Raw genomic sequence first — 18,148 nt, forward strand, 5'->3', positions numbered from 1 at the left:
TCTATGAAAAAATATTCAATTCTCCTGTTAATACTTTTGTTTACAGGCTATCAAGCACATTCACAAGTATTAATTTCACTCTTATTTGGAGATAAATTAAATTCAGAATATGTAGAGTTTGGTTTAGATGGAGGAGCAGATTTTTCTAGTTTAAAAGGAATTTCTTCAAACACAAGTCCTAATTTTTATTTAGGTTTTTATTTTGATTTTACAATTAAAAAAAATCCACAATGGGTTTTTAATACTGGAGTTATTGTAAAATCTACCATGGGAGCAGAAGACATTGCTGTTTATAGTTTAAATAATCCAGATTTAGATGATGCCTTCGAAGGAGGCTCTGTGCAACGTAAAATAAACTATTTTAACGTCCCTTTGGTTATTAAAAGAAAGTTTGGCGACCATTTTTCTACAGGTGTTGGAACCATGTTAGGCTTAAGATATAAAGCTCATGATGTATTTACAAACAAGGTTATAGATAAAGAAGATTTAACTTATGAGCTAGATATTAAAGACCAAACCACGCATTTAGATGCTGGATTAATGGGTGTTATTAATTATAAGCTAATGTCTAAATTGGGCATGAACATCCACGTAAAATATTATTATGGTTTAGTTAATATTAATAAAAACGATGCTGAAGGGAAACAATATAACAGATCTGTATATCTAGGAGTTGGTATTCCAATTGGAAGTAGAAAGAATAAAAAAGTTGAAGCAACAGATAATAACACTGCTGAAAAAACAAATTGAGCTTTTAAAAAAGAATACATTTTTATATTAAAAAGCATTGATGTTTATAATTTTAATGCTTTTTGTATGTATTAATAGTAACTAAAAGCTTATATCCAATGTTCTCTTTTTAATAATTTTTCTATATGTGCAAAATGATGGTTGCTATGCCATGCATAAATACCAATATTTTTCTTTAACACAACTTCTTCATTGTGTTCTGGATGAATAAAACTTTTATTTAAATCAGCTTTACTTAAACCTTTCAGAAAATAAACCAATTTAGCATGTACAGCTTTTAAATGATTTATAGATAAATTTATTGGAGCTGTTTTAGCATCTTCTAACTCTGCCCAAAGTGCTTCATAATAATATTTAATTACAGGCTTGTCTTCGGTTAATGCCCACTTAAATCGAATATAACTATGATGATGACTATCTGCAACATGATGAATCACTTGCCTAATAGTCCAACCTCCTGGTCTGTAAGGTGTATCTAATTGCTTATTAGATAAACTGGATACTAATTGTTCCAATCTTTCTGGAAATTGTTCCAAAGTTTCTATCCATAATCCAATATCGTTTGTAGTAATATCTTTAGGACATTGAAATTGCCCAATAGGATATTTTAGTTTTTCTAGTTCTTGATTTGTCATAGTTTAATAATATTTTTAACTCATAATCAATGTATTATATATTATTCGCCTGTTAACCATATGTGAATTGAAAGAAAAATAAAACAAAGATACTTCTTTACCTTAAAAAATATTTTTTAATTTTGTGATTCAAATTTATGCTTCAAACATAAACACTAATTACAAAATACCTCTAAGAAATTAAAATTTAATGTCATGTTAAAAAAACCAAATGTATTTATTACGCTATTAATTGCTTTTGTCTTTTTCAATTGCAATCAAAATGCAGAAAAAACGGAAGAAGTTACCCAACCAAAAACATCAGTTAATCTTGAAGATTTCACCTCCATGCAAATGACAGGTATTGAACAGGTTTCCATTGATGTTGATTTAGATGCAGCCGTTAAACGCTTATCAAAAGCAGTCACCTATAAAACCATTTCTAATCAAGATAGAGACGATTTTGATAAAAAGGCTTTTTCAGACTACCACAAATATATAGAGGTTTCATATCCTGAAGTACATAAAACCTTAAAAAAAGAGTTACATGGCGATCCTCGCCCTTATAGTCTCCTTTATACTTGGGAAGGAAAAGATCCATCATTAGAACCTGCATTGTTTTATGCGCATTTGGATGTTGTACCAGTTCCAGAGGAATCTAGACATGAATGGAAAGAAGACCCTTTTGCTGGTACCGTAAAAGATGGTTACATCTGGGGTCGTGGTGTATTAGATGATAAGAATCAAGTACATGCAATATTAGAAGCTGCTGAAATGAAAATCAAACAAGGCTGGCAACCAGCTCGTACCCTTTATTTTGTATTTGGTCAAGATGAAGAAGTAGGTGGTGAAGAAGGCGCTAAAAAAATAGCCGATGTATTAGAAGAACGTGGCATAGAACGTTTTGCTTATGTTATGGATGAATCTGCTCCATTAACACCTGGTATATTCCCAGGAATTAAAAACAATACAGCTTTGATAGGTATTGCTCAAAAAGGATTTATTAGTTTAGAATTAGCTATACATGGTATTGGAGGACACTCGGCAATGCCTCCTGAAGAATCTAACATTGGCATATTAGCTGAAGCCATCACTAAATTAGAAGCAGCTCCATTTCCTTACAAAATTCATCCGGCTGTTCGCTCGCAATACCGTTATATGGGACCGGAATTAGATGAAGAACTAAAACCATTATATGCAGCCGTAGCCTTTGGTAAGGATGATGAATTAACTGAGCAGGAACAAAAATTTATAGATGCCATGGCCGGCAATGAAGTTACAAGAGCCATGCTTCATACTACCATTGCCGTAACTATGTTTAATGCAGGTATTAAAGATAATGTACTGCCACCATCAGCTACTGCTGTGGTTAACTTCAGACCTATGCCAGGAGATACTCCTGAGGTGCTTATTGAACACGTGAAAAATGCTATTCAAGATGATCGCATTAAAATTAGAGATATTTCTGCTTCTACTCCTGCCACCAACATTGCAGAAGTAGGTAATCCCGCTTATAATATGCTTGAAAAAACAATTCGTCAAATTTGGGGGAATGATTTAATTGTATCACCTTTCTTTGTTGTAGGTGGTTCAGATTCTAAACACTTTCAAGCCAGAGATTTTGCACCAGATGTTTATACCATCACAGCTATTCAATTAGAAAACACCAAAGAGTTTGAAGGGTTCCACGGCGTAAATGAGCGTATTCTTGTTGATGAGTATGCCAAATCTATTGGTTTCTTTTATCAAATATTTGATAATCTGGAAGAGCTATAACATTTAGTTAATAAATAAAGACATTTGAGAAATTCTAAATTTTTACTCCTTTTAATAGCGTACCTATTGACTTTAGGAATGTATGCCCAAGTGGAAACTAAAAAAGATTCCACACAAAAAGAATTGGTAATTCCAAATAAGGATTTAAAAGAACAAATTATTAAAACAGCTAAAGAACAATTAGTTAATGATAACTTCCCTGGTTCTTGGCCTATGTTTAATACCGATTTACGAATGAAAATTGGGGGTTATTTAAAAGCAGATTTCATTTATGATTTAGATGGAACTACCGATAAAAGTCAATTTTTAATGGCAACCATTCCTGTAAGAGGAGAACCCGAATATGGCAATGAAGGCTACCTTTCCTTTTTAGCTAAAGAAACACGAATAAATATAGATGTTAGACGTTTTGCCGAAAACAAAATACCACTTCAATTATTCTTCGAAGGCGATTTTTTCACTTCTGACAATCGATTCAGAATAAGACATGCTTATATTACTGCTGGCGATTTTATAATTGGTCAAACTTGGACTACCTTATCTTTTCTGGAATCCATGTCCTTTATGATTGATTTTGCTGCTGGCGATGCACTTTTTGGAGGACGTACGATACAAATTAGATACCAAAAGGATATTTCAGATAAGATTAGGATTGCAGCTGGACTTGAATATTTAGAATCATTAGGTATTGAAAACTCAAATGATTTAGAAGGAGAAGCTAATGTACAATTACCCTTATTGGCTTTAAGGTTAGATTACAAATGGAAATCTGGAATCTTATGGTTAGGATCTAGCATAGCACAATTACGATGGGATGGTGGTACTGATGGACCACAAGACCAAATTGCGCAATTGGCATTTGTTATTGCAGGACGACAATACATAGGAGACAATAATTACTTTACCTTTAATTTTAGTTACGGTAATGCTTATGGCGAAAATATTATTGCCTTTAATGGTAGTAATGCCAATGCTGTTTTAAATGCCGATGGAAAACTTGATCCTATTTTAGCTAAATCAATTATGGCTGGTTTTATGCATAGATGGAATCCAAAATTAGAGTCCAACATCAATTATGCTTATGGCTGGCTAGATGCACCGGCTTCCAGAGCACCTTATGCATTAAAACGAGGTGGTATTGGTCATATAAATCTGATATATAAATTTGATAAAAATTTCTCTATCGGTATAGAATATATGCGTGGTGAACAACGAACAACTAATGATGCTTATGGAGCAGCAAATAGAATCCAAAGCATGGCTAAATTTGAATTTTAATTAATTACTTATAAAATGAAAAAAAACTACTTATTATTGACTTTTCTTCTACTTTTTACGGTAGCAACTTTAAATGCTCAAGAAGAAGAACAAGAAAAAAGCTCTGCAGATTTAGCTAAAGAACTAGCTAATCCGAATGCAACTGTAGGACAAATGTTATTCCCCATAGATCTTATTGGTTACAATGGTGATTTAAACAATGCTAGTGGACAAAATGCTTCTGTTATAAGTTTTCAACCATCTTTACCAATACCACTTTCCGAAGGTATCAATTTATATGTAAGACCCTTAATACCTATGTATATCTCTCAACCAACAATTACGGCTAATGGTTTTGAACAAAAGTCTGGACTTGGAAATATTAGTGCTGATGTGGCTATAGGTAAAACTTGGCCTTCTAAATGGATAACATTAGTTGGTGTTTTTGGTGGATTTAAGACAGCTTCCGATGAAGCGTTAAGAGCAAGTCATACAACACTTGGGCCAGAATTAATGATTGCCAAGCTAACCAGTTTTGGAGCTGTAGGTTTTATGATTAGTCATGCTTGGAGTGTTGGGGACAGCAAGGATGCTGATCCAACTAGTTCAACAATTTTATCTGATGCCTTTTGGTCAACTTCCGGTTCTGCATCTAATGATGTTAGTATTACAGCTGGCCAATACTTCTACACCATAAACCTGGAAAAGGGATGGCAAATTGCAGCCTCTCCAACATACGCTTACAATCATAACGCTGGTGATGGTAATAAATTAACATTACCACTTGGCACAGGAATTCAAAAGGTAATTTTAGCTGGAAAAATGCCTATTAGACTTGGTGCACAATATTGGTACTATGTAGCAACACCAGACACTTTTGGCCCACAACATCAATTTAGGTTAACTATTGCTCCTGTTGTTCCATTACCTTGGTAAGGTTTGAAACATTATTTAATAACTCTTTTAAATGTTTATTTAGCTTGTTTAAAAACTTTAAATTATTAGTCTTTGTTTTTTTTATCTCACTTTTATCAGAGGCTCAAACCCAAACGACTGACAGCCTTGATAAAAAAGAAATTGACATGAAAAATGCAGACTTTACGGTAATGCCATTTTTAAGCTATAACCGAAATTTAAAGTTTATGATTGGAGGTATTCCAATGGTCATGTACAAGTTGAATAAACAAGATAGTATATCGCCTAAATCCTTATCTGGTGCTGCTGGTGTATATACAACTAACAAATCATACTTTATAGGCATTTTCAATAAGTTTTATTTTATTGAAGATAAGTGGCGTGGAACACTGTTTTTTGCAATTGGAGACCTTAATTCGCAATTTTTTGCAGGCGAGTTTAATAATGCAGAATTCTATAACTATGGTACAAATGCTACCATTTTTAGCATTGGTATTCAAAGAAAAATAGTAAATAAATTATATGGAGGTATAACCTATACGTATGCAAGTTACAATACTGTTTTTGAAGACAATATTGCTGATGAAACTACCACAACCACTAATGGATTAGAATTTAATGGGTTATACGACACACGTGACGATGTTTATTATCCAACCACTGGAAATATGATAAATGCCAAATGGATTACTTATACCGAATGGTTTGGGAATGATGCTAATGCCAACAAAATAAAAGCCGACTACAATAAGTATTTTGACATGAGAGATCAAAAAGATGTCTTGGCAGCTCGTTTTTCAAGTACAATTGGATTAGGGAACATTGCCTTTGAACAACAAACTGTAGTTGGCGGTAATGATATTAGAGGATATTCTGAAGGCAAGTATCGTGGCGATACAGTAATTGCACTTCAAGGTGAATATCGTTTAAATTTCGCAAAGCGTATGGGCATTGTTGGCTTTGCAGGTATTGCCACGCTTTATGGGTCTGATAACGAAGATTTTGATGGTGAACTATTACCTGGAGCAGGTATTGGATATCGATATCGTGCTTTTAAAACTATAAAATTCAATATAGGGCTTGATGCTGCAATAGGAAAAGATGATTGGGGTGTTTATTTTAGAATTGGAGAAGCATTCTAGTTTTTAAAAATTAAATTAAAACAGGCCATTTAATTAAAATAGTTGTTTTACTCTTTTATTATTCTTTTTAAAAATAAAACATAAATCCGAAACTAATACGCATGGCATCTCTAGAATAAAGATACAGCTCTAATATGTCCCCATTTACTTTTATAAGATATAGCAAAAGTAAGATCTGGAGTAGTTTGATTGGTTTCTTCAACTAAAGGTTCAAGCTCATCAAAACGATTATAATCTGTAATAGGAGCTTCCAAACTTATTTGATAGAACCAATTCGGGTTTTTAAAGGAATTGGTATATTTAACATGAGGTGTTCTTAGCCAAACACCAGAAGGAGGTCCTTCCCATTCCATAATATTTGGCCACAAATCTTCGTCTCCAAAATTATTCCATGTTTGACCTACTTGCCAATGTTCGGATTCTATGTAAGCTTTTCGTAATCGCATGTGTCCATTTCCTCCCCAAAAATCTGTTTCAACAACTGATTTTAGAGTTTTTCCGTTTTCCAAAACAAAATGAGATGTCCAATTTATTTGCGATTGGTATAAATCTACATGCAAGCTACTTGAATTGTCTGTGCCAAAAACGTTAATCATTCCAACGTTAAAAGTTTCGCTTTCATTTAAACCACCAAAAACATCGTAATAGCCATTAAGTTTCATATTAAAACCCAAACTAGTCTTAAATTTAGGTTGGTTGTTAATAGAATCTTTTGAAGATATGGTTAAATACCGTTCCTGCGAAAAAGTAATGAAGGAGAGAGTTAAAGCCACGCATAATGAGCTTAGGTTTTTCATGTGGTTGGTTTAAGAATGATAAAAGTTAATCAAATTTTTTATATCATTAACCTTATCATTAAAAAAACACCTCTATAAAAGTGCTAGTATGACCTTAGTATTAAAAAATTTTAGTCTTGAGTTTTAATATAACTTTCAATATATTTTTTAGCTCGCTTATTTCCTGAATTCAATTCTAAGGCTTTTTTATAATTGTTATAGGCCTGTAAACTATCTCCATTTCTTAAATAAGCATCAGCCAAACTATCATAAACATTATCGCTTTCAGGATATAAGGCAACATTTATTTTAAATACTTCTAAAGCATCTTGAAATTCCTTTTTTCGTAATTTTTCATAACCTAATTCATTTATTTCACCTTCTTCAACAAATACACTGGTTGAATCTTGCTTTTTAATTTCTATAAACCCCTCTAAAGCTTCATGATAACGCTTACTTGCTAAATACATACTTGGAGTTTTAAACGAGTCTTCTACTTTAATAAAATCATAAGTAAATTTACTGTCATCAGTTTCTGAAACAATCCCTAAATAATACTTTTTAGACTCTGGATGTTGTACAAAACGAAGTTTTTTATACATATCTGAAACGAAAAATGTATTCTCATCTAGAACAACTGGTTCAATTTTTTCAGCACCTCGCCATTTTAAAAACAAGTTATTATTATCGTAATAAATATCTATTACTTCATCTGGACTATATAAATACCTTCCTGAAGTTTGATTAATATGTTCTTGAGAATACTCTATGTTTTTGGAACAACTTGCAACAAATGCAAATAAAATAAACGAAAATAATAAAGCTTTTGGTTTCATTTTGATTTTGATTGATTGGTTATAAGAAAATAACGAGTAAAAAAAAGTCTCATTATAAATGAGACGATTTTTTTTACGTTTTGTTACTATTATACTAAAATATTCTCGATACAATTTGCTAAAGCAAATTACTCGAATTGACGAATTTATTTCACATCCATTAATTCTACATCGAATATCAACGTAGCATCTGGAGGGATAACACCACCTGCACCACGACTTCCATAACCTAAATCGCTAGGTATAACTAATCGTGCTTTATCTCCAACATGTAATAGCTGAATGCCTTCATCCCAACCAGCAATAACTTGACCAACTCCTACTGGAAATTCTAGTGGTTGCTTACGTTTGTATGAAGAATCGAAAACCGTTCCATCTGGTAACTGTCCTTTATAATGTACAGAAACAGTATTGCCTTTTTCTGCTTTAACTCCAGCTCCTTTTTGTAGAATTTGATAACGTAAGCCACTTGCTGTTTCTTCAAAACCTACAGCTAACTTATCTAATTCTGCTCTTTTTGCTTCACGTTCTGCCTTTACTCTTTTTTCACGAGCTCCTTCAAAAGTTCTAAAAGCTTCAATAGCATTAAATGTTTCAGCTTCTGCTCCTTTTCTAATAATTTCTAAAGTAGTCAACACATCACCTTGAGCAATGGCATCAACTATATCTTGTCCTTCAACAACATGTCCAAAAACGGTATGCATGTTATCTAACCAAGGTGTTTCGATATGTGTAATAAAAAACTGAGAACCATTAGTTCCTGGTCCTGCATTTGCCATAGATAGAACTCCTGGCCCTGAGTGTTTTAAATCTGGATGAAACTCATCATCAAACTTATATCCTGGATTTCCAGTTCCAGTTCCTTGTGGACAACCACCTTGAATCATAAAATCTGGAATTACTCTATGAAATTGTAACCCATCGTAATATGGTGTTCCTTGAGCTTTAGCTGAGTTTTCCATGTTACCTTCTGCTAATGCTACAAAATTACCAACTGTTCCTGGTACTTTTTTGTATTCTAAAGCAACTAAAATGTTGCCTTTACTTGTATTAAATTTTGCGTATAAACCGTCTTGCATGTGCTTTGTTTTTTAATAAAGTGCAAAGATACGTAATGAAATTAAAAATGATTACATAAATTCCAAATATCAAAAAACTAAAAACCAAACACTAATTAGCCACTTCACTAATAAACTTAATGCGATACAAACGTAATTCTTCATCGTCATAATCGCCATCAAACTCATCAATAGCATCATCTATTTTATCGGTTTTTGCTTCCATGAAATAGTCATGGATCTCTTCTTGCTGATCTTCGTCAAGAAGATTATTAATCCAGTAATTAATATTTAATTTTGTTCCTGAAAAAACAATGGCTTCCATTTCTTTAATAAAATCCTTCATCTCCATCCCTTTTGCAGATGCTATATCATCTAAAGGCAATTTTCTATCGACATTTTGTATTATATAAAGCTTTAAAGCTGAATTGGTTCCTGTTGATTTAACAACCATATCGTCTGGACGAATAATATCGTTTTCTTCAACATAATTAGCAATTAGCTTAACAAAATCTTTTCCATATTTTTTTGCCTTACCATCTCCTACACCATGAACATGACTTAACTCTTCAATACTTATAGGATATTTTAAGGCCATGTCTTCTAATGAAGGATCTTGGAAAATAACAAAAGGTGGCACACCTAATTTTTTGGCGTTTCTCTTGCGCAAATCTTTAAGCATAATCATGAGGTTTTCATCGGCTGAAGCACCTCCACCTTTAGTTGCTGTAATAATATTTTCATCTCCATTAGAGTCAAACACATGATCTTCGGTCATCATAAAAGATTCAGGATTTTTAATAAACTGCTTACCTGCATCTGTTATTTTAATCACACCATACGTTTCTATGTCTTTATTAAGATATCCTGAAACAAGAACTTGCCTTACTAAAGCCATCCAATAGCTTTTATCCTTACTTTTTCCTTTTCCGAAGAAATCCAATTCGTCTGTTCTATGCGACTTAATTAAAGCATTCGCATTCCCAACTATAACATTTACTAAATCTTTAGTTTTGTATTTTTCGTTGGTACTTTCTACTGTTTCTAAGAGCAATTTAACATTGTCTTGAGCTTCATGTTTCTTTTTTGGAAAACGAACATTATCATCTAAATCGCCACCTTCACCAGTTTCATTATCGAATTCTTCTCCAAAATAATGAAGAATAAACTTTCTTCTTGAAATGGATGTTTCGGCATAAGCAACTACTTCTTGCAATAATGCTTGACCTATTTCCTGTTCGGCTACAGGTTTACCAGACATAAATTTTTCTAATTTCTCTATGTCTTTATAAGCATAAAAAGCCAAACAATGACCTTCTCCTCCATCTCGACCAGCTCGACCTGTTTCTTGATAATAACTTTCAATACTTTTAGGAATATCGTGATGAATAACAAAACGCACATCTGGTTTGTCTATTCCCATACCAAATGCAATAGTAGCAACTACTACATCTATGTCTTCCATTAAAAACATATCTTGATGATTGGCTCTGGTTTTTGCATCCAATCCTGCATGATAAGGAACAGCTTTAATACCATTTACTTGTAGGGTTTGCGCTAATTCTTCAACGCGTTTTCTACTTAAACAATAAACAATACCAGACTTTCCACTATTCTGTTTTATAAAACGAATTATATCTGCATCTACTTGCTTCGTCTTTGGACGTATTTCATAATACAAATTAGGTCTGTTAAACGATGCTTTAAAAGTTGTTGCATCATTAATTGCCAGATTCTTTAAAATATCTTCTTGAACTTTTGGTGTAGCAGTTGCTGTTAAACCTATTATAGGAATATTATCTCCAATACGCTGAATTATGTGTCGTAGGTTTCTGTATTCTGGACGAAAATCGTGACCCCATTCACTTATACAATGGGCTTCATCTACTGCCATAAACGAAACTTTAACAGAACGTAAAAACTCTACATTCTCTTCCTTAGTAAGCGATTCTGGAGCTACATATAATAATTTGGTAACACCATCCAGAATATCTTGTTTCACACGCTTTATTTCAGTTTTATTTAAAGAAGAATTTAAAACATGGGCAACACCTTCTTTATCTGAAATACCTCTAATGGCATCTACTTGGTTTTTCATTAAAGCTATTAAAGGAGAGACAATAATGGCAGTTCCATCTTGCATTAATGCAGGTAGTTGGTAACATAAAGATTTACCTCCTCCTGTAGGCATAACAACAAACGTATGATTACCTGATAATAAACTCTTAATTACTTGTTCTTGCAATCCCTTAAACTTACTAAAGCCAAAATATTTTTTTAAGGCTAGATGTAAGTCTTTTTCAACTATCGACATGAATTATTTTAATTTTAATTTACACTTTTATAAAAATACATTAAATTAAAATTGCTATTAATTATAGTAATGTATTTACAGAACTCTCAAAATATTTTTTGTTAGATTTGTAGCATCTTTAAACAGATACTAAATCTAATTTTAGAATTACTTTAAAGATAACAAAAACTTTAAAAGCATCAACCCAAAAAAATAATAAATTTTGAACAGCCAGAATTCTATTATACTTACTGCAAAACAAACTATTGAAATGGAGAGTAAAGCCATTTTAAATTTGGCGAGTTTAATTAACGAAGAATTTGCATCTTCAGTAGAGCTTATTTACAACTCAAAAGGTCGAGTAATTATTACTGGTATAGGGAAAAGTGCCATTATTGCTACTAAAATTGTTGCCACTTTAAATTCAACTGGGACACCTGCTGTTTTTATGCATGCTGCAGATGCCATTCATGGTGACTTGGGTTTAATTCTTGAAAACGATGTTGTTATTTGTATTTCTAAAAGTGGTAACACTCCAGAAATAAAAGTATTAGTACCATTAATAAAGAATGCAAAAAACAAAATGATTGCAATTACAGGAAATACAGAATCTTTTCTTGGCCAGCATGCAGATTTTGTTTTAAACGCTTATGTTGAAAAAGAAGCCTGTCCAAATAACTTAGCTCCTACTACTAGTACGACTGCACAATTAGTTATTGGTGATGCTCTAGCTATTTGTTTATTAGAATTAAGAGGCTTTTCAAGTAAAGATTTTGCTAAATACCATCCAGGTGGAGCTTTAGGAAAGAAATTATATCTACGTGTTAGTGACATGTCTGAAGTGAACCAAAAACCTAGTGTCTCTTTAAATACAGGTATAAAACAGATAATTATTGAAATTACTGAAAAAATGCTTGGTGTAACAGCAGTTGTTGAAGATGGCAAAATTTTAGGTATTATAACAGATGGCGATTTAAGACGTATGCTAAGTAAAACAGATGATTTTACGTCTTTAACTGCTAAAGATATTATGAGCGAGAATCCAAAACGAATCGATTCGAATGCCATGGCTGTTGATGCTAAAGAAATTATGGAGGAATATGGTATTTCGCAATTGCTAGTTGAGAATAAAGGACAATATGCAGGTGTGGTTCATGTACATGACTTAATTAAAGAAGGTATTTTATAATGGCAAAAAAAGATGTGAACGAGATGTCTTTTCTCGACCATTTAGAGGATTTACGCTGGCATTTAATTCGAGCGACAATTGCCATTCTAATTGCTGGAACTGGAGCCTTTATCTTTTCAGATTTTATTTTCGATACCATAATTTTCGGCCCTAAGAGAATGTCTTTCCCAACCTACAAATGGCTTTGTAACATGTCTCAATATATAGGAGTTGAAACAACATTTTGTTTAGAAGAGTTTCCTTTTAGAATTCAAAACAGAACCATGGCTGGTCAGTTTTCAGCTCATATCTGGACATCTATTTATGCAGGTTTTGTAATTGCTTTTCCATATGTTATATATCAGTTCTGGAAATTTCTAAGTCCTGGATTGCATAAAAATGAACGCAAACATTCTAGAGGATTTATTATAATTTCATCTTTCTTATTCTTTCTTGGTGTCTTATTTGGATATTATATTGTGACACCTTTGTCAATTAACTTTTTAGGAACTTATAATGTAAGTAGTGAAATTTCAAATGAAATTGACATTAGTTCTTATATTTCTCTAGTTAGATCTTCTGCATTGGCATCTGGAATTATTTTCGAATTACCAATCATCATCTATTTTCTAACAAAAATAGGTTTAGTAACACCTCAAATTTTAAAGAAATATCGAAAGTTTGCTTTGGTTATTGTATTAGTGCTTTCAGCCATTATTACACCTCCAGATATAGCAAGTCAAATTATTGTAGCTATTCCAATATTAATACTGTATCAAGTAAGTATTTATATTTCTAAAATAGTTGTAAGAAATCAAGCAAGAAACGCAAAGAAAAAAGAGAAAAAACATGTCTGATATAGTTAACGAATTCAACGAATATCGTTCTAAAATGAACGATAAAATCTTAGCAGATAACAACAAGGTTATTAAGCGTATCTTTAATCTGGACACCAATGCTTTTCAAGAAGGTGCTCTAGATGTTAAAACTAAAGAACTCCTTGGGCTAGTAGCTTCAACGGTTTTACGTTGCGACGATTGTATTAAATATCATTTGGAAACGAGTCATAAAATCGGTTTAAAAAAAGAAGAAGTTGTTGAAGCTTTAAGTATTGCAACCTTAGTTGGTGGCACCATAGTCATTCCTCATCTACGTCGTGCTTACGAGTTTTGGGATGCTTTAGAAAAAACAAATTAAATCATCAAAAGACTTAGCGATTTTTTACTCACTTTTATTCTATTGTTCTAATTGATGTTTCAAAAAGCTTAATATTTTATGTTTACTTTATAAACTTCCAATTTCGGCCTATCGAAAATTTATTGTAAAATTTGAAATGAAAACGCTGTAAAATTTTAAGCTGTTTGAGCTATCAAAATCTTAATTTATTTAAGATTTTAGAAGCGAGTTATTAAAATTTAAGCGTCGAATGATAAATTTAGATAAAGTTTCGTAAGCCTAGACTTTTTTATTTCTTTTTTGGGCGATGCAAAAAAGAAAAGAGTAGAAATTTTGAGCATTAATTATATTTATATAGAGTAGATTTTCAGTTAAACTTATAATAAATAAAAGTAGAATCTTTAGAGTATCTTTCTATTTTACTATTTTAGCACTAATTACATACCTATATGAAGTTAAAAGCCGATAATTTAATGAAGTCCTACAACGGACGAAAAGTGGTTAAAGATGTTTCTCTTGAAGTAAATCAAGGTGAAATTGTTGGTCTTTTAGGTCCAAATGGTGCAGGAAAAACAACTTCGTTTTATATGATTGTTGGCTTAATTAAACCAAATGGTGGAAGCATTCATTTAGACCAAACAAATATTACAAAATATCCCATGTACAAACGTGCTCAAAATGGGATTGGTTATTTAGCACAAGAAGCTTCTGTATTTAGAAAATTAAGCATTGAAGATAATATTTTAAGTGTGTTACAGCTTACCAAATTAAGCAAGAAAGAACAGCATGATAAAATGGAGTCTTTAATTGAAGAGTTTGGTTTGGGGCACATACGTAAAAGTAGAGGCGATTTATTATCTGGTGGCGAACGCAGACGTACCGAAATTGCTAGAGCCTTAGCAACAGATCCTAGCTTTATACTATTAGACGAACCTTTTGCAGGTGTCGATCCTGTAGCTGTTGAAGACATACAACGTATTGTTGCTCAATTAACCAAAAAAAACATAGGCATTCTTATTACAGATCATAATGTTCAAGAAACTTTAGCTATTACAGACAGGACTTATTTAATGTTTGAAGGTAGCATTTTAAAGGCAGGAGAACCAGAAGAATTAGCTAACGATGAAATGGTAAGAAAAGTCTATTTAGGTCAAAACTTCGAGTTACGTAAAAAGAAGATAAGAGAGTAGTTACTTTTATTCCTATTGGTTTCTAAATACAAAACACAATTACTTCGCGACCCAGGCTGCCGACAGGCAGAATTACGGCTTTTCAACTTTACGACTTTGCGAGAAAAACAGTTTATCCTCTAATCACCCCAACAACCTTCATTACTAATTTAAAAACCAAAAGCGCTAAAAAACCTACTGCTAAGCCAATTAGAAAATCCTTTATCATACTTGGCCAGGATTCCAAAACATGATGTAAGAATTCTATATTATGTGAAAAAATACCACCTGCAACAAGTAATAAAGCAATAGTTCCTATTACAGAAAGCGATTTTATGACTTTAGGCAGAGCCTGAACCAAAAGGTTTCCAATAAACTTTAAAAACCCCTTTCCATTTCCTAGTTGTATTAAACGTAAACCAAAATCATCCATTCTAACTATTAAAGCCACAATACCATAAACACCTATGGTTGCTATAATAGCCACTACAGACACTACTAATATCTGAAACAAAATTGCTTTTCCAACAACAGTCCCAAGAGCGATGATAACTATTTCAACCGATAAGATAAAATCGGTTACAATAGCCGATTTAATTTTCTTTTTCTCTATTGCTAACACTTCGACCTTTGAAAGTGATTTAGACGCTAAAGTATGAGTCACTTCACCTCTATGTGGTACAAAAAACTCATAGACTTTTTCGGCGCCTTCAAATGCTAGATAAACACCTCCCAGAACTAAAATCACAGTAACAGTCCATGGTAAGAATGCACTTAACAAAAACGCAATAGGCAAAATTATCAGTTTGTTTATAAAAGACCCTTTAGTAATTGCCCACAACACAGGCAACTCTCTGGAAGAAACAAAACCAGAAGCTTTTTCGGCATTCACGGCCAAATCATCTCCTAATATACCAGCTGTTTTTTTGGTGGTAATTTTACTCATAGCTGCCACATCGTCCATGAGCACAGCAATATCATCTAATAGGGCAAAAAATCCAGAAGCCATGTATCTTTTTGGTGTTTGGTGTTTGGTGCTAAAAATTTAAAAAACGTAGTAACTATAAAGAAAGCATTAACCCATTATATTTCTAAAATGCTATGAAATGGATGACTGATTAAATAAGGATAACAAAATGTAAACCAGAATAATTAAAGGAATTGCAGCAAACTTTAGCACAATTAATAATACCAAGCAAAGCAGGATAAAGACATATCTAATGGCATTATCCTTAAAGCTCCAGTCTTTAAATTTTAATGCAAATAACTTAACCGAAGACACTAGCATATATGAACTTACAAAAGTAAGTATTACTAAAAACCAAGGATTTAAAATAATGGAATTAATTAAATCGTTATTCTGAAATTCCATAATTAATGGTAACGAAATAATTAATAAGGTATTAGCTGGAGTTGGTAATCCTTTAAAATAAGATTGCTGATCTTCGTCAATATTAAATTTTGCCAATCTATAAGCAGAAGCCATAGTTATTAAAAACCCTAATAAAGCTATAGGTGCAAATTGAAATCCTTGCCAATGCAAAGCACTATTCCATTCGTTAGAAAAGGATACCAAATCTGGTGCATCACTTGTTAATGCCAATAATTTAAACATAATAATTCCAGGAACCAAACCACTAGTAATCATGTCTGCCAAAGAATCTAACTGAATCCCTAATTCGCTCTGTACCTGAAGTTTTCTTGCTAATAAGCCATCAAAGAAATCGAAAAAAATACCTAAAGCAACAAAACCAGCTGCAGCAATAAAATTATTATTCACAGCAAGTAAAACTGCAATACATCCAGAAAATAAATTTAAAAGGGTGACTATGTTAGGAATCTGCTTTTTCATTAAAATAGGCTTAGATAAGTGTAAAAATAACAAACTATTTTCGTCTAATAACAAATGAATGTAAAAATGATTGATAAGAAATTTGAATTATATTTTCTTTAGATGAAATAGAACATCTAAGCATAGCCTTTGTTATGGTTCTATTTTATGTTGAAATATTAAAGAAATAGAAACGAATTTCATCGATTATTTTTACATTTAATTGGTATACTACAACAATTATACAATAACTACTATATTTTCAAGTTTAATAAGTTGAAAAAATATGGCATATTTGCAGAAAGAAATTGCATTGAAGACAAAATTAACAATCTTACTTTTTTTATTATCCGTATCCGTATTCAGTCAAGCCGTTAGAAAATATTCTAATGAGTTTATGAATATTGGTGTTGATGCTGCTGCATTAGGTATGAGTAATGCCGTTACAGCTTATTCAGCTGATGTAAATTCTGGATATTGGAATCCTGCTGGACTGGTTCATTTGGAAGATAAACAACTGGCTTTAATGCATTCAAGTTATTTTGAAAGTATAGCTAACTACGATTATATTGGCTTTGCGATGCCTATTGACGATAGAAGCGCTTTAGGAATCTCATTAATTCGTTTTGCAGTCGATGATATCTTAAATACCACACAACTTATAGACGACGAAGGAAATATTAATTACGATAGAATTAGTTTGTTTTCAACGGCTGATTATGGTGTAACTTTTTCTTATGCTAGAAAACTCCCTTTAGACGGTTTGAATTATGGTATTAATGCCAAAGTAATTCGTCGTGTTATTGGAGATTTTGCTTCCTCTTGGGGTTTTGGGTTAGATGCTGCCATTCAATTTGAAACAAGAGACGAATGGAAGTTTGGTATTATGGCTAGAGACATTACTACCACATTTAATACTTGGAGTATAAACGAAGAAGCCTTTCAAACCATTCAAGATGCTGTAGAAGGACAAAACCAAGAACTTCCAGAAACTACAGAAATTACAATTCCTAAAGTACAGTTTGGAGTTGCTAAAAAATTCATTATTAGACACGATTATTCTTTATTAGCTGAAGTTGACTTAAACATTCGCTTTGAAGAAAACAACGACATTATCTCTACCTCTTTTGCAAGTATCAATCCAGCCCTTGGTCTGGAGTTTGGATATATAGATATGATTTATCTTAGAACTGGTGTTGGTAATTTTCAAAATGAATTACAACTAGACGATCAAGAACGTGTGAGCTTTCAGCCAAGCATTGGTGTTGGTTTCAAATACAAAGGCATTCAAGTAGATTATGCCTTTACAGATATTGGTGATCAAAGTATTGCCTTGTATTCAAATGTATTCTCATTAAAAATAGATTTCAGTATCTTTAGATAAACA

17 protein-coding genes are annotated in these 18,148 nt (G+C 32.4%); 10 read left to right on the top strand and 7 right to left on the bottom strand.

Features of this window, described 5'->3' with window-relative positions:
- Positions 1–3 precede the first annotated feature (3 nt).
- A complete protein-coding gene (locus LX78_RS09365) occupies positions 4–750 on the top strand; it encodes a porin family protein (protein ID WP_109682407.1) in 747 nt (248 codons plus the stop codon).
- An 89-nt stretch (positions 751–839) separates the two neighbouring features.
- On the opposite strand, the gene LX78_RS09370 is transcribed toward LX78_RS09365, so the two are convergent.
- Positions 840–1,385 carry a YfiT family bacillithiol transferase gene (locus LX78_RS09370; RefSeq protein WP_109682408.1) on the bottom strand — a complete coding sequence of 182 codons (546 nt, stop codon included), beginning with the start codon at positions 1,383–1,385 and terminating at the stop codon, positions 840–842.
- A gap of 195 nt (positions 1,386–1,580) precedes the next feature.
- On the opposite strand from LX78_RS09370, the gene LX78_RS09375 reads away from it, so the two are divergent.
- The 4 genes from LX78_RS09375 to LX78_RS09390 all read left to right on the top strand — a co-directional run bounded on the left by LX78_RS09375 (position 1,581) and on the right by LX78_RS09390 (position 6,454).
- Positions 1,581–3,140, top strand: coding sequence for a M20 family peptidase (locus LX78_RS09375; RefSeq protein WP_109682409.1), 1,560 nt, complete (start codon positions 1,581–1,583; stop codon positions 3,138–3,140).
- 66 nt (positions 3,141–3,206) lie between these two features.
- A complete protein-coding gene (locus LX78_RS09380; protein WP_170109832.1) occupies positions 3,207–4,418 on the top strand; it encodes a DcaP family trimeric outer membrane transporter in 1,212 nt (403 codons plus the stop codon).
- A 15-nt stretch (positions 4,419–4,433) separates the two neighbouring features.
- Complete coding sequence (locus LX78_RS09385; protein WP_109682411.1) at positions 4,434–5,333, top strand: hypothetical protein; 900 nt, start codon at positions 4,434–4,436, stop codon at positions 5,331–5,333.
- A 146-nt stretch (positions 5,334–5,479) separates the two neighbouring features.
- A complete protein-coding gene (locus LX78_RS09390; protein WP_109682563.1) occupies positions 5,480–6,454 on the top strand; it encodes a BamA/TamA family outer membrane protein in 975 nt (324 codons plus the stop codon).
- A gap of 110 nt (positions 6,455–6,564) precedes the next feature.
- On the opposite strand, the gene LX78_RS09395 is transcribed toward LX78_RS09390, so the two are convergent.
- The 4 genes from LX78_RS09395 to LX78_RS09410 all read right to left on the bottom strand — a co-directional run bounded on the left by LX78_RS09395 (position 6,565) and on the right by LX78_RS09410 (position 11,438).
- On the bottom strand, positions 6,565–7,251 hold the full coding sequence (locus tag LX78_RS09395) for a hypothetical protein (protein ID WP_109682412.1): 687 nt from the start codon (positions 7,249–7,251) through the stop codon (positions 6,565–6,567).
- A 110-nt stretch (positions 7,252–7,361) separates the two neighbouring features.
- Positions 7,362–8,066 (bottom strand): tetratricopeptide repeat protein, encoded by a 705-nt coding sequence (locus LX78_RS09400; protein WP_109682413.1) that lies wholly within the window; start codon positions 8,064–8,066, stop codon positions 7,362–7,364.
- Positions 8,067–8,212: 146 nt separating this feature from the next.
- Positions 8,213–9,145, bottom strand: a complete 933-nt coding sequence (locus tag LX78_RS09405) for a peptidylprolyl isomerase (RefSeq protein ID WP_109682414.1) — start codon at positions 9,143–9,145, stop codon at positions 8,213–8,215.
- A gap of 91 nt (positions 9,146–9,236) precedes the next feature.
- On the bottom strand, positions 9,237–11,438 hold the full coding sequence (locus tag LX78_RS09410; RefSeq protein WP_109682415.1) for an ATP-dependent DNA helicase RecQ: 2,202 nt from the start codon (positions 11,436–11,438) through the stop codon (positions 9,237–9,239).
- A 250-nt stretch (positions 11,439–11,688) separates the two neighbouring features.
- On the opposite strand from LX78_RS09410, the gene LX78_RS09415 reads away from it, so the two are divergent.
- The 4 genes from LX78_RS09415 to lptB all read left to right on the top strand — a co-directional run bounded on the left by LX78_RS09415 (position 11,689) and on the right by lptB (position 14,951).
- Positions 11,689–12,606, top strand: a complete 918-nt coding sequence (locus LX78_RS09415; RefSeq protein WP_109682564.1) for a KpsF/GutQ family sugar-phosphate isomerase — start codon at positions 11,689–11,691, stop codon at positions 12,604–12,606.
- Entirely contained in the window at positions 12,606–13,442 is an 837-nt protein-coding gene (tatC, locus tag LX78_RS09420) for a twin-arginine translocase subunit TatC (protein WP_109682416.1), read from the top strand. Before LX78_RS09415 ends, tatC begins: the two co-directional genes overlap by 1 nt.
- The gene (locus LX78_RS09425; RefSeq protein WP_109682417.1) at positions 13,435–13,782 is read left to right on the top strand and encodes a carboxymuconolactone decarboxylase family protein; all 348 of its coding nucleotides are present in this window, start codon (positions 13,435–13,437) and stop codon (positions 13,780–13,782) included. Before tatC ends, LX78_RS09425 begins: the two co-directional genes overlap by 8 nt.
- Positions 13,783–14,210: 428 nt before the next feature.
- Complete coding sequence (gene lptB, locus LX78_RS09430; RefSeq protein WP_109682418.1) at positions 14,211–14,951, top strand: LPS export ABC transporter ATP-binding protein; 741 nt, start codon at positions 14,211–14,213, stop codon at positions 14,949–14,951.
- A 112-nt stretch (positions 14,952–15,063) separates the two neighbouring features.
- On the opposite strand, the gene LX78_RS09435 is transcribed toward lptB, so the two are convergent.
- On the bottom strand, positions 15,064–15,939 hold the full coding sequence (locus LX78_RS09435; protein ID WP_109682419.1) for a DUF808 domain-containing protein: 876 nt from the start codon (positions 15,937–15,939) through the stop codon (positions 15,064–15,066).
- A 90-nt stretch (positions 15,940–16,029) separates the two neighbouring features.
- Entirely contained in the window at positions 16,030–16,782 is a 753-nt protein-coding gene (locus tag LX78_RS09440; protein ID WP_109682420.1) for a CDP-alcohol phosphatidyltransferase family protein, read from the bottom strand.
- Between the two features lie 292 nt (positions 16,783–17,074).
- Between LX78_RS09440 and LX78_RS09445 the strand changes: the two genes are divergently transcribed.
- The gene (locus tag LX78_RS09445; protein WP_109682565.1) at positions 17,075–18,145 is read left to right on the top strand and encodes a putative type IX sorting system protein PorV2; all 1,071 of its coding nucleotides are present in this window, start codon (positions 17,075–17,077) and stop codon (positions 18,143–18,145) included.
- Positions 18,146–18,148 lie beyond the last annotated feature (3 nt).

It is taken from the genome of Xanthomarina spongicola, assembly GCF_003148645.1.
GTDB lineage: Bacteria > Bacteroidota > Bacteroidia > Flavobacteriales > Flavobacteriaceae > Xanthomarina > Xanthomarina spongicola.

Excerpts from the sequence above, each read along its gene's own strand:
- LX78_RS09365 (WP_109682407.1), top strand. The coding sequence starts at position 4 with ATGAAAAAATATTCAATTCTCCTGTTAATACTTTTGTTTACAGGCTAT.
- LX78_RS09370 (WP_109682408.1), bottom strand. The coding sequence starts at position 1,385 with ATGACAAATCAAGAACTAGAAAAACTAAAATATCCTATTGGGCAATTT.
- LX78_RS09375 (WP_109682409.1), top strand. The coding sequence starts at position 1,581 with ATGTTAAAAAAACCAAATGTATTTATTACGCTATTAATTGCTTTTGTC.
- LX78_RS09385 (WP_109682411.1), top strand. The coding sequence starts at position 4,434 with ATGAAAAAAAACTACTTATTATTGACTTTTCTTCTACTTTTTACGGTA.
- LX78_RS09390 (WP_109682563.1), top strand. The coding sequence starts at position 5,480 with ATGAAAAATGCAGACTTTACGGTAATGCCATTTTTAAGCTATAACCGA.
- LX78_RS09395 (WP_109682412.1), bottom strand. The coding sequence starts at position 7,251 with ATGAAAAACCTAAGCTCATTATGCGTGGCTTTAACTCTCTCCTTCATT.
- LX78_RS09400 (WP_109682413.1), bottom strand. The coding sequence starts at position 8,066 with ATGAAACCAAAAGCTTTATTATTTTCGTTTATTTTATTTGCATTTGTT.
- LX78_RS09405 (WP_109682414.1), bottom strand. The coding sequence starts at position 9,145 with ATGCAAGACGGTTTATACGCAAAATTTAATACAAGTAAAGGCAACATT.
- LX78_RS09410 (WP_109682415.1), bottom strand. The coding sequence starts at position 11,438 with ATGTCGATAGTTGAAAAAGACTTACATCTAGCCTTAAAAAAATATTTT.
- LX78_RS09415 (WP_109682564.1), top strand. The coding sequence starts at position 11,689 with ATGGAGAGTAAAGCCATTTTAAATTTGGCGAGTTTAATTAACGAAGAA.
- tatC (WP_109682416.1), top strand. The coding sequence starts at position 12,606 with ATGGCAAAAAAAGATGTGAACGAGATGTCTTTTCTCGACCATTTAGAG.
- LX78_RS09425 (WP_109682417.1), top strand. The coding sequence starts at position 13,435 with ATGTCTGATATAGTTAACGAATTCAACGAATATCGTTCTAAAATGAAC.
- lptB (WP_109682418.1), top strand. The coding sequence starts at position 14,211 with ATGAAGTTAAAAGCCGATAATTTAATGAAGTCCTACAACGGACGAAAA.
- LX78_RS09435 (WP_109682419.1), bottom strand. The coding sequence starts at position 15,939 with ATGGCTTCTGGATTTTTTGCCCTATTAGATGATATTGCTGTGCTCATG.
- LX78_RS09440 (WP_109682420.1), bottom strand. The coding sequence starts at position 16,782 with ATGAAAAAGCAGATTCCTAACATAGTCACCCTTTTAAATTTATTTTCT.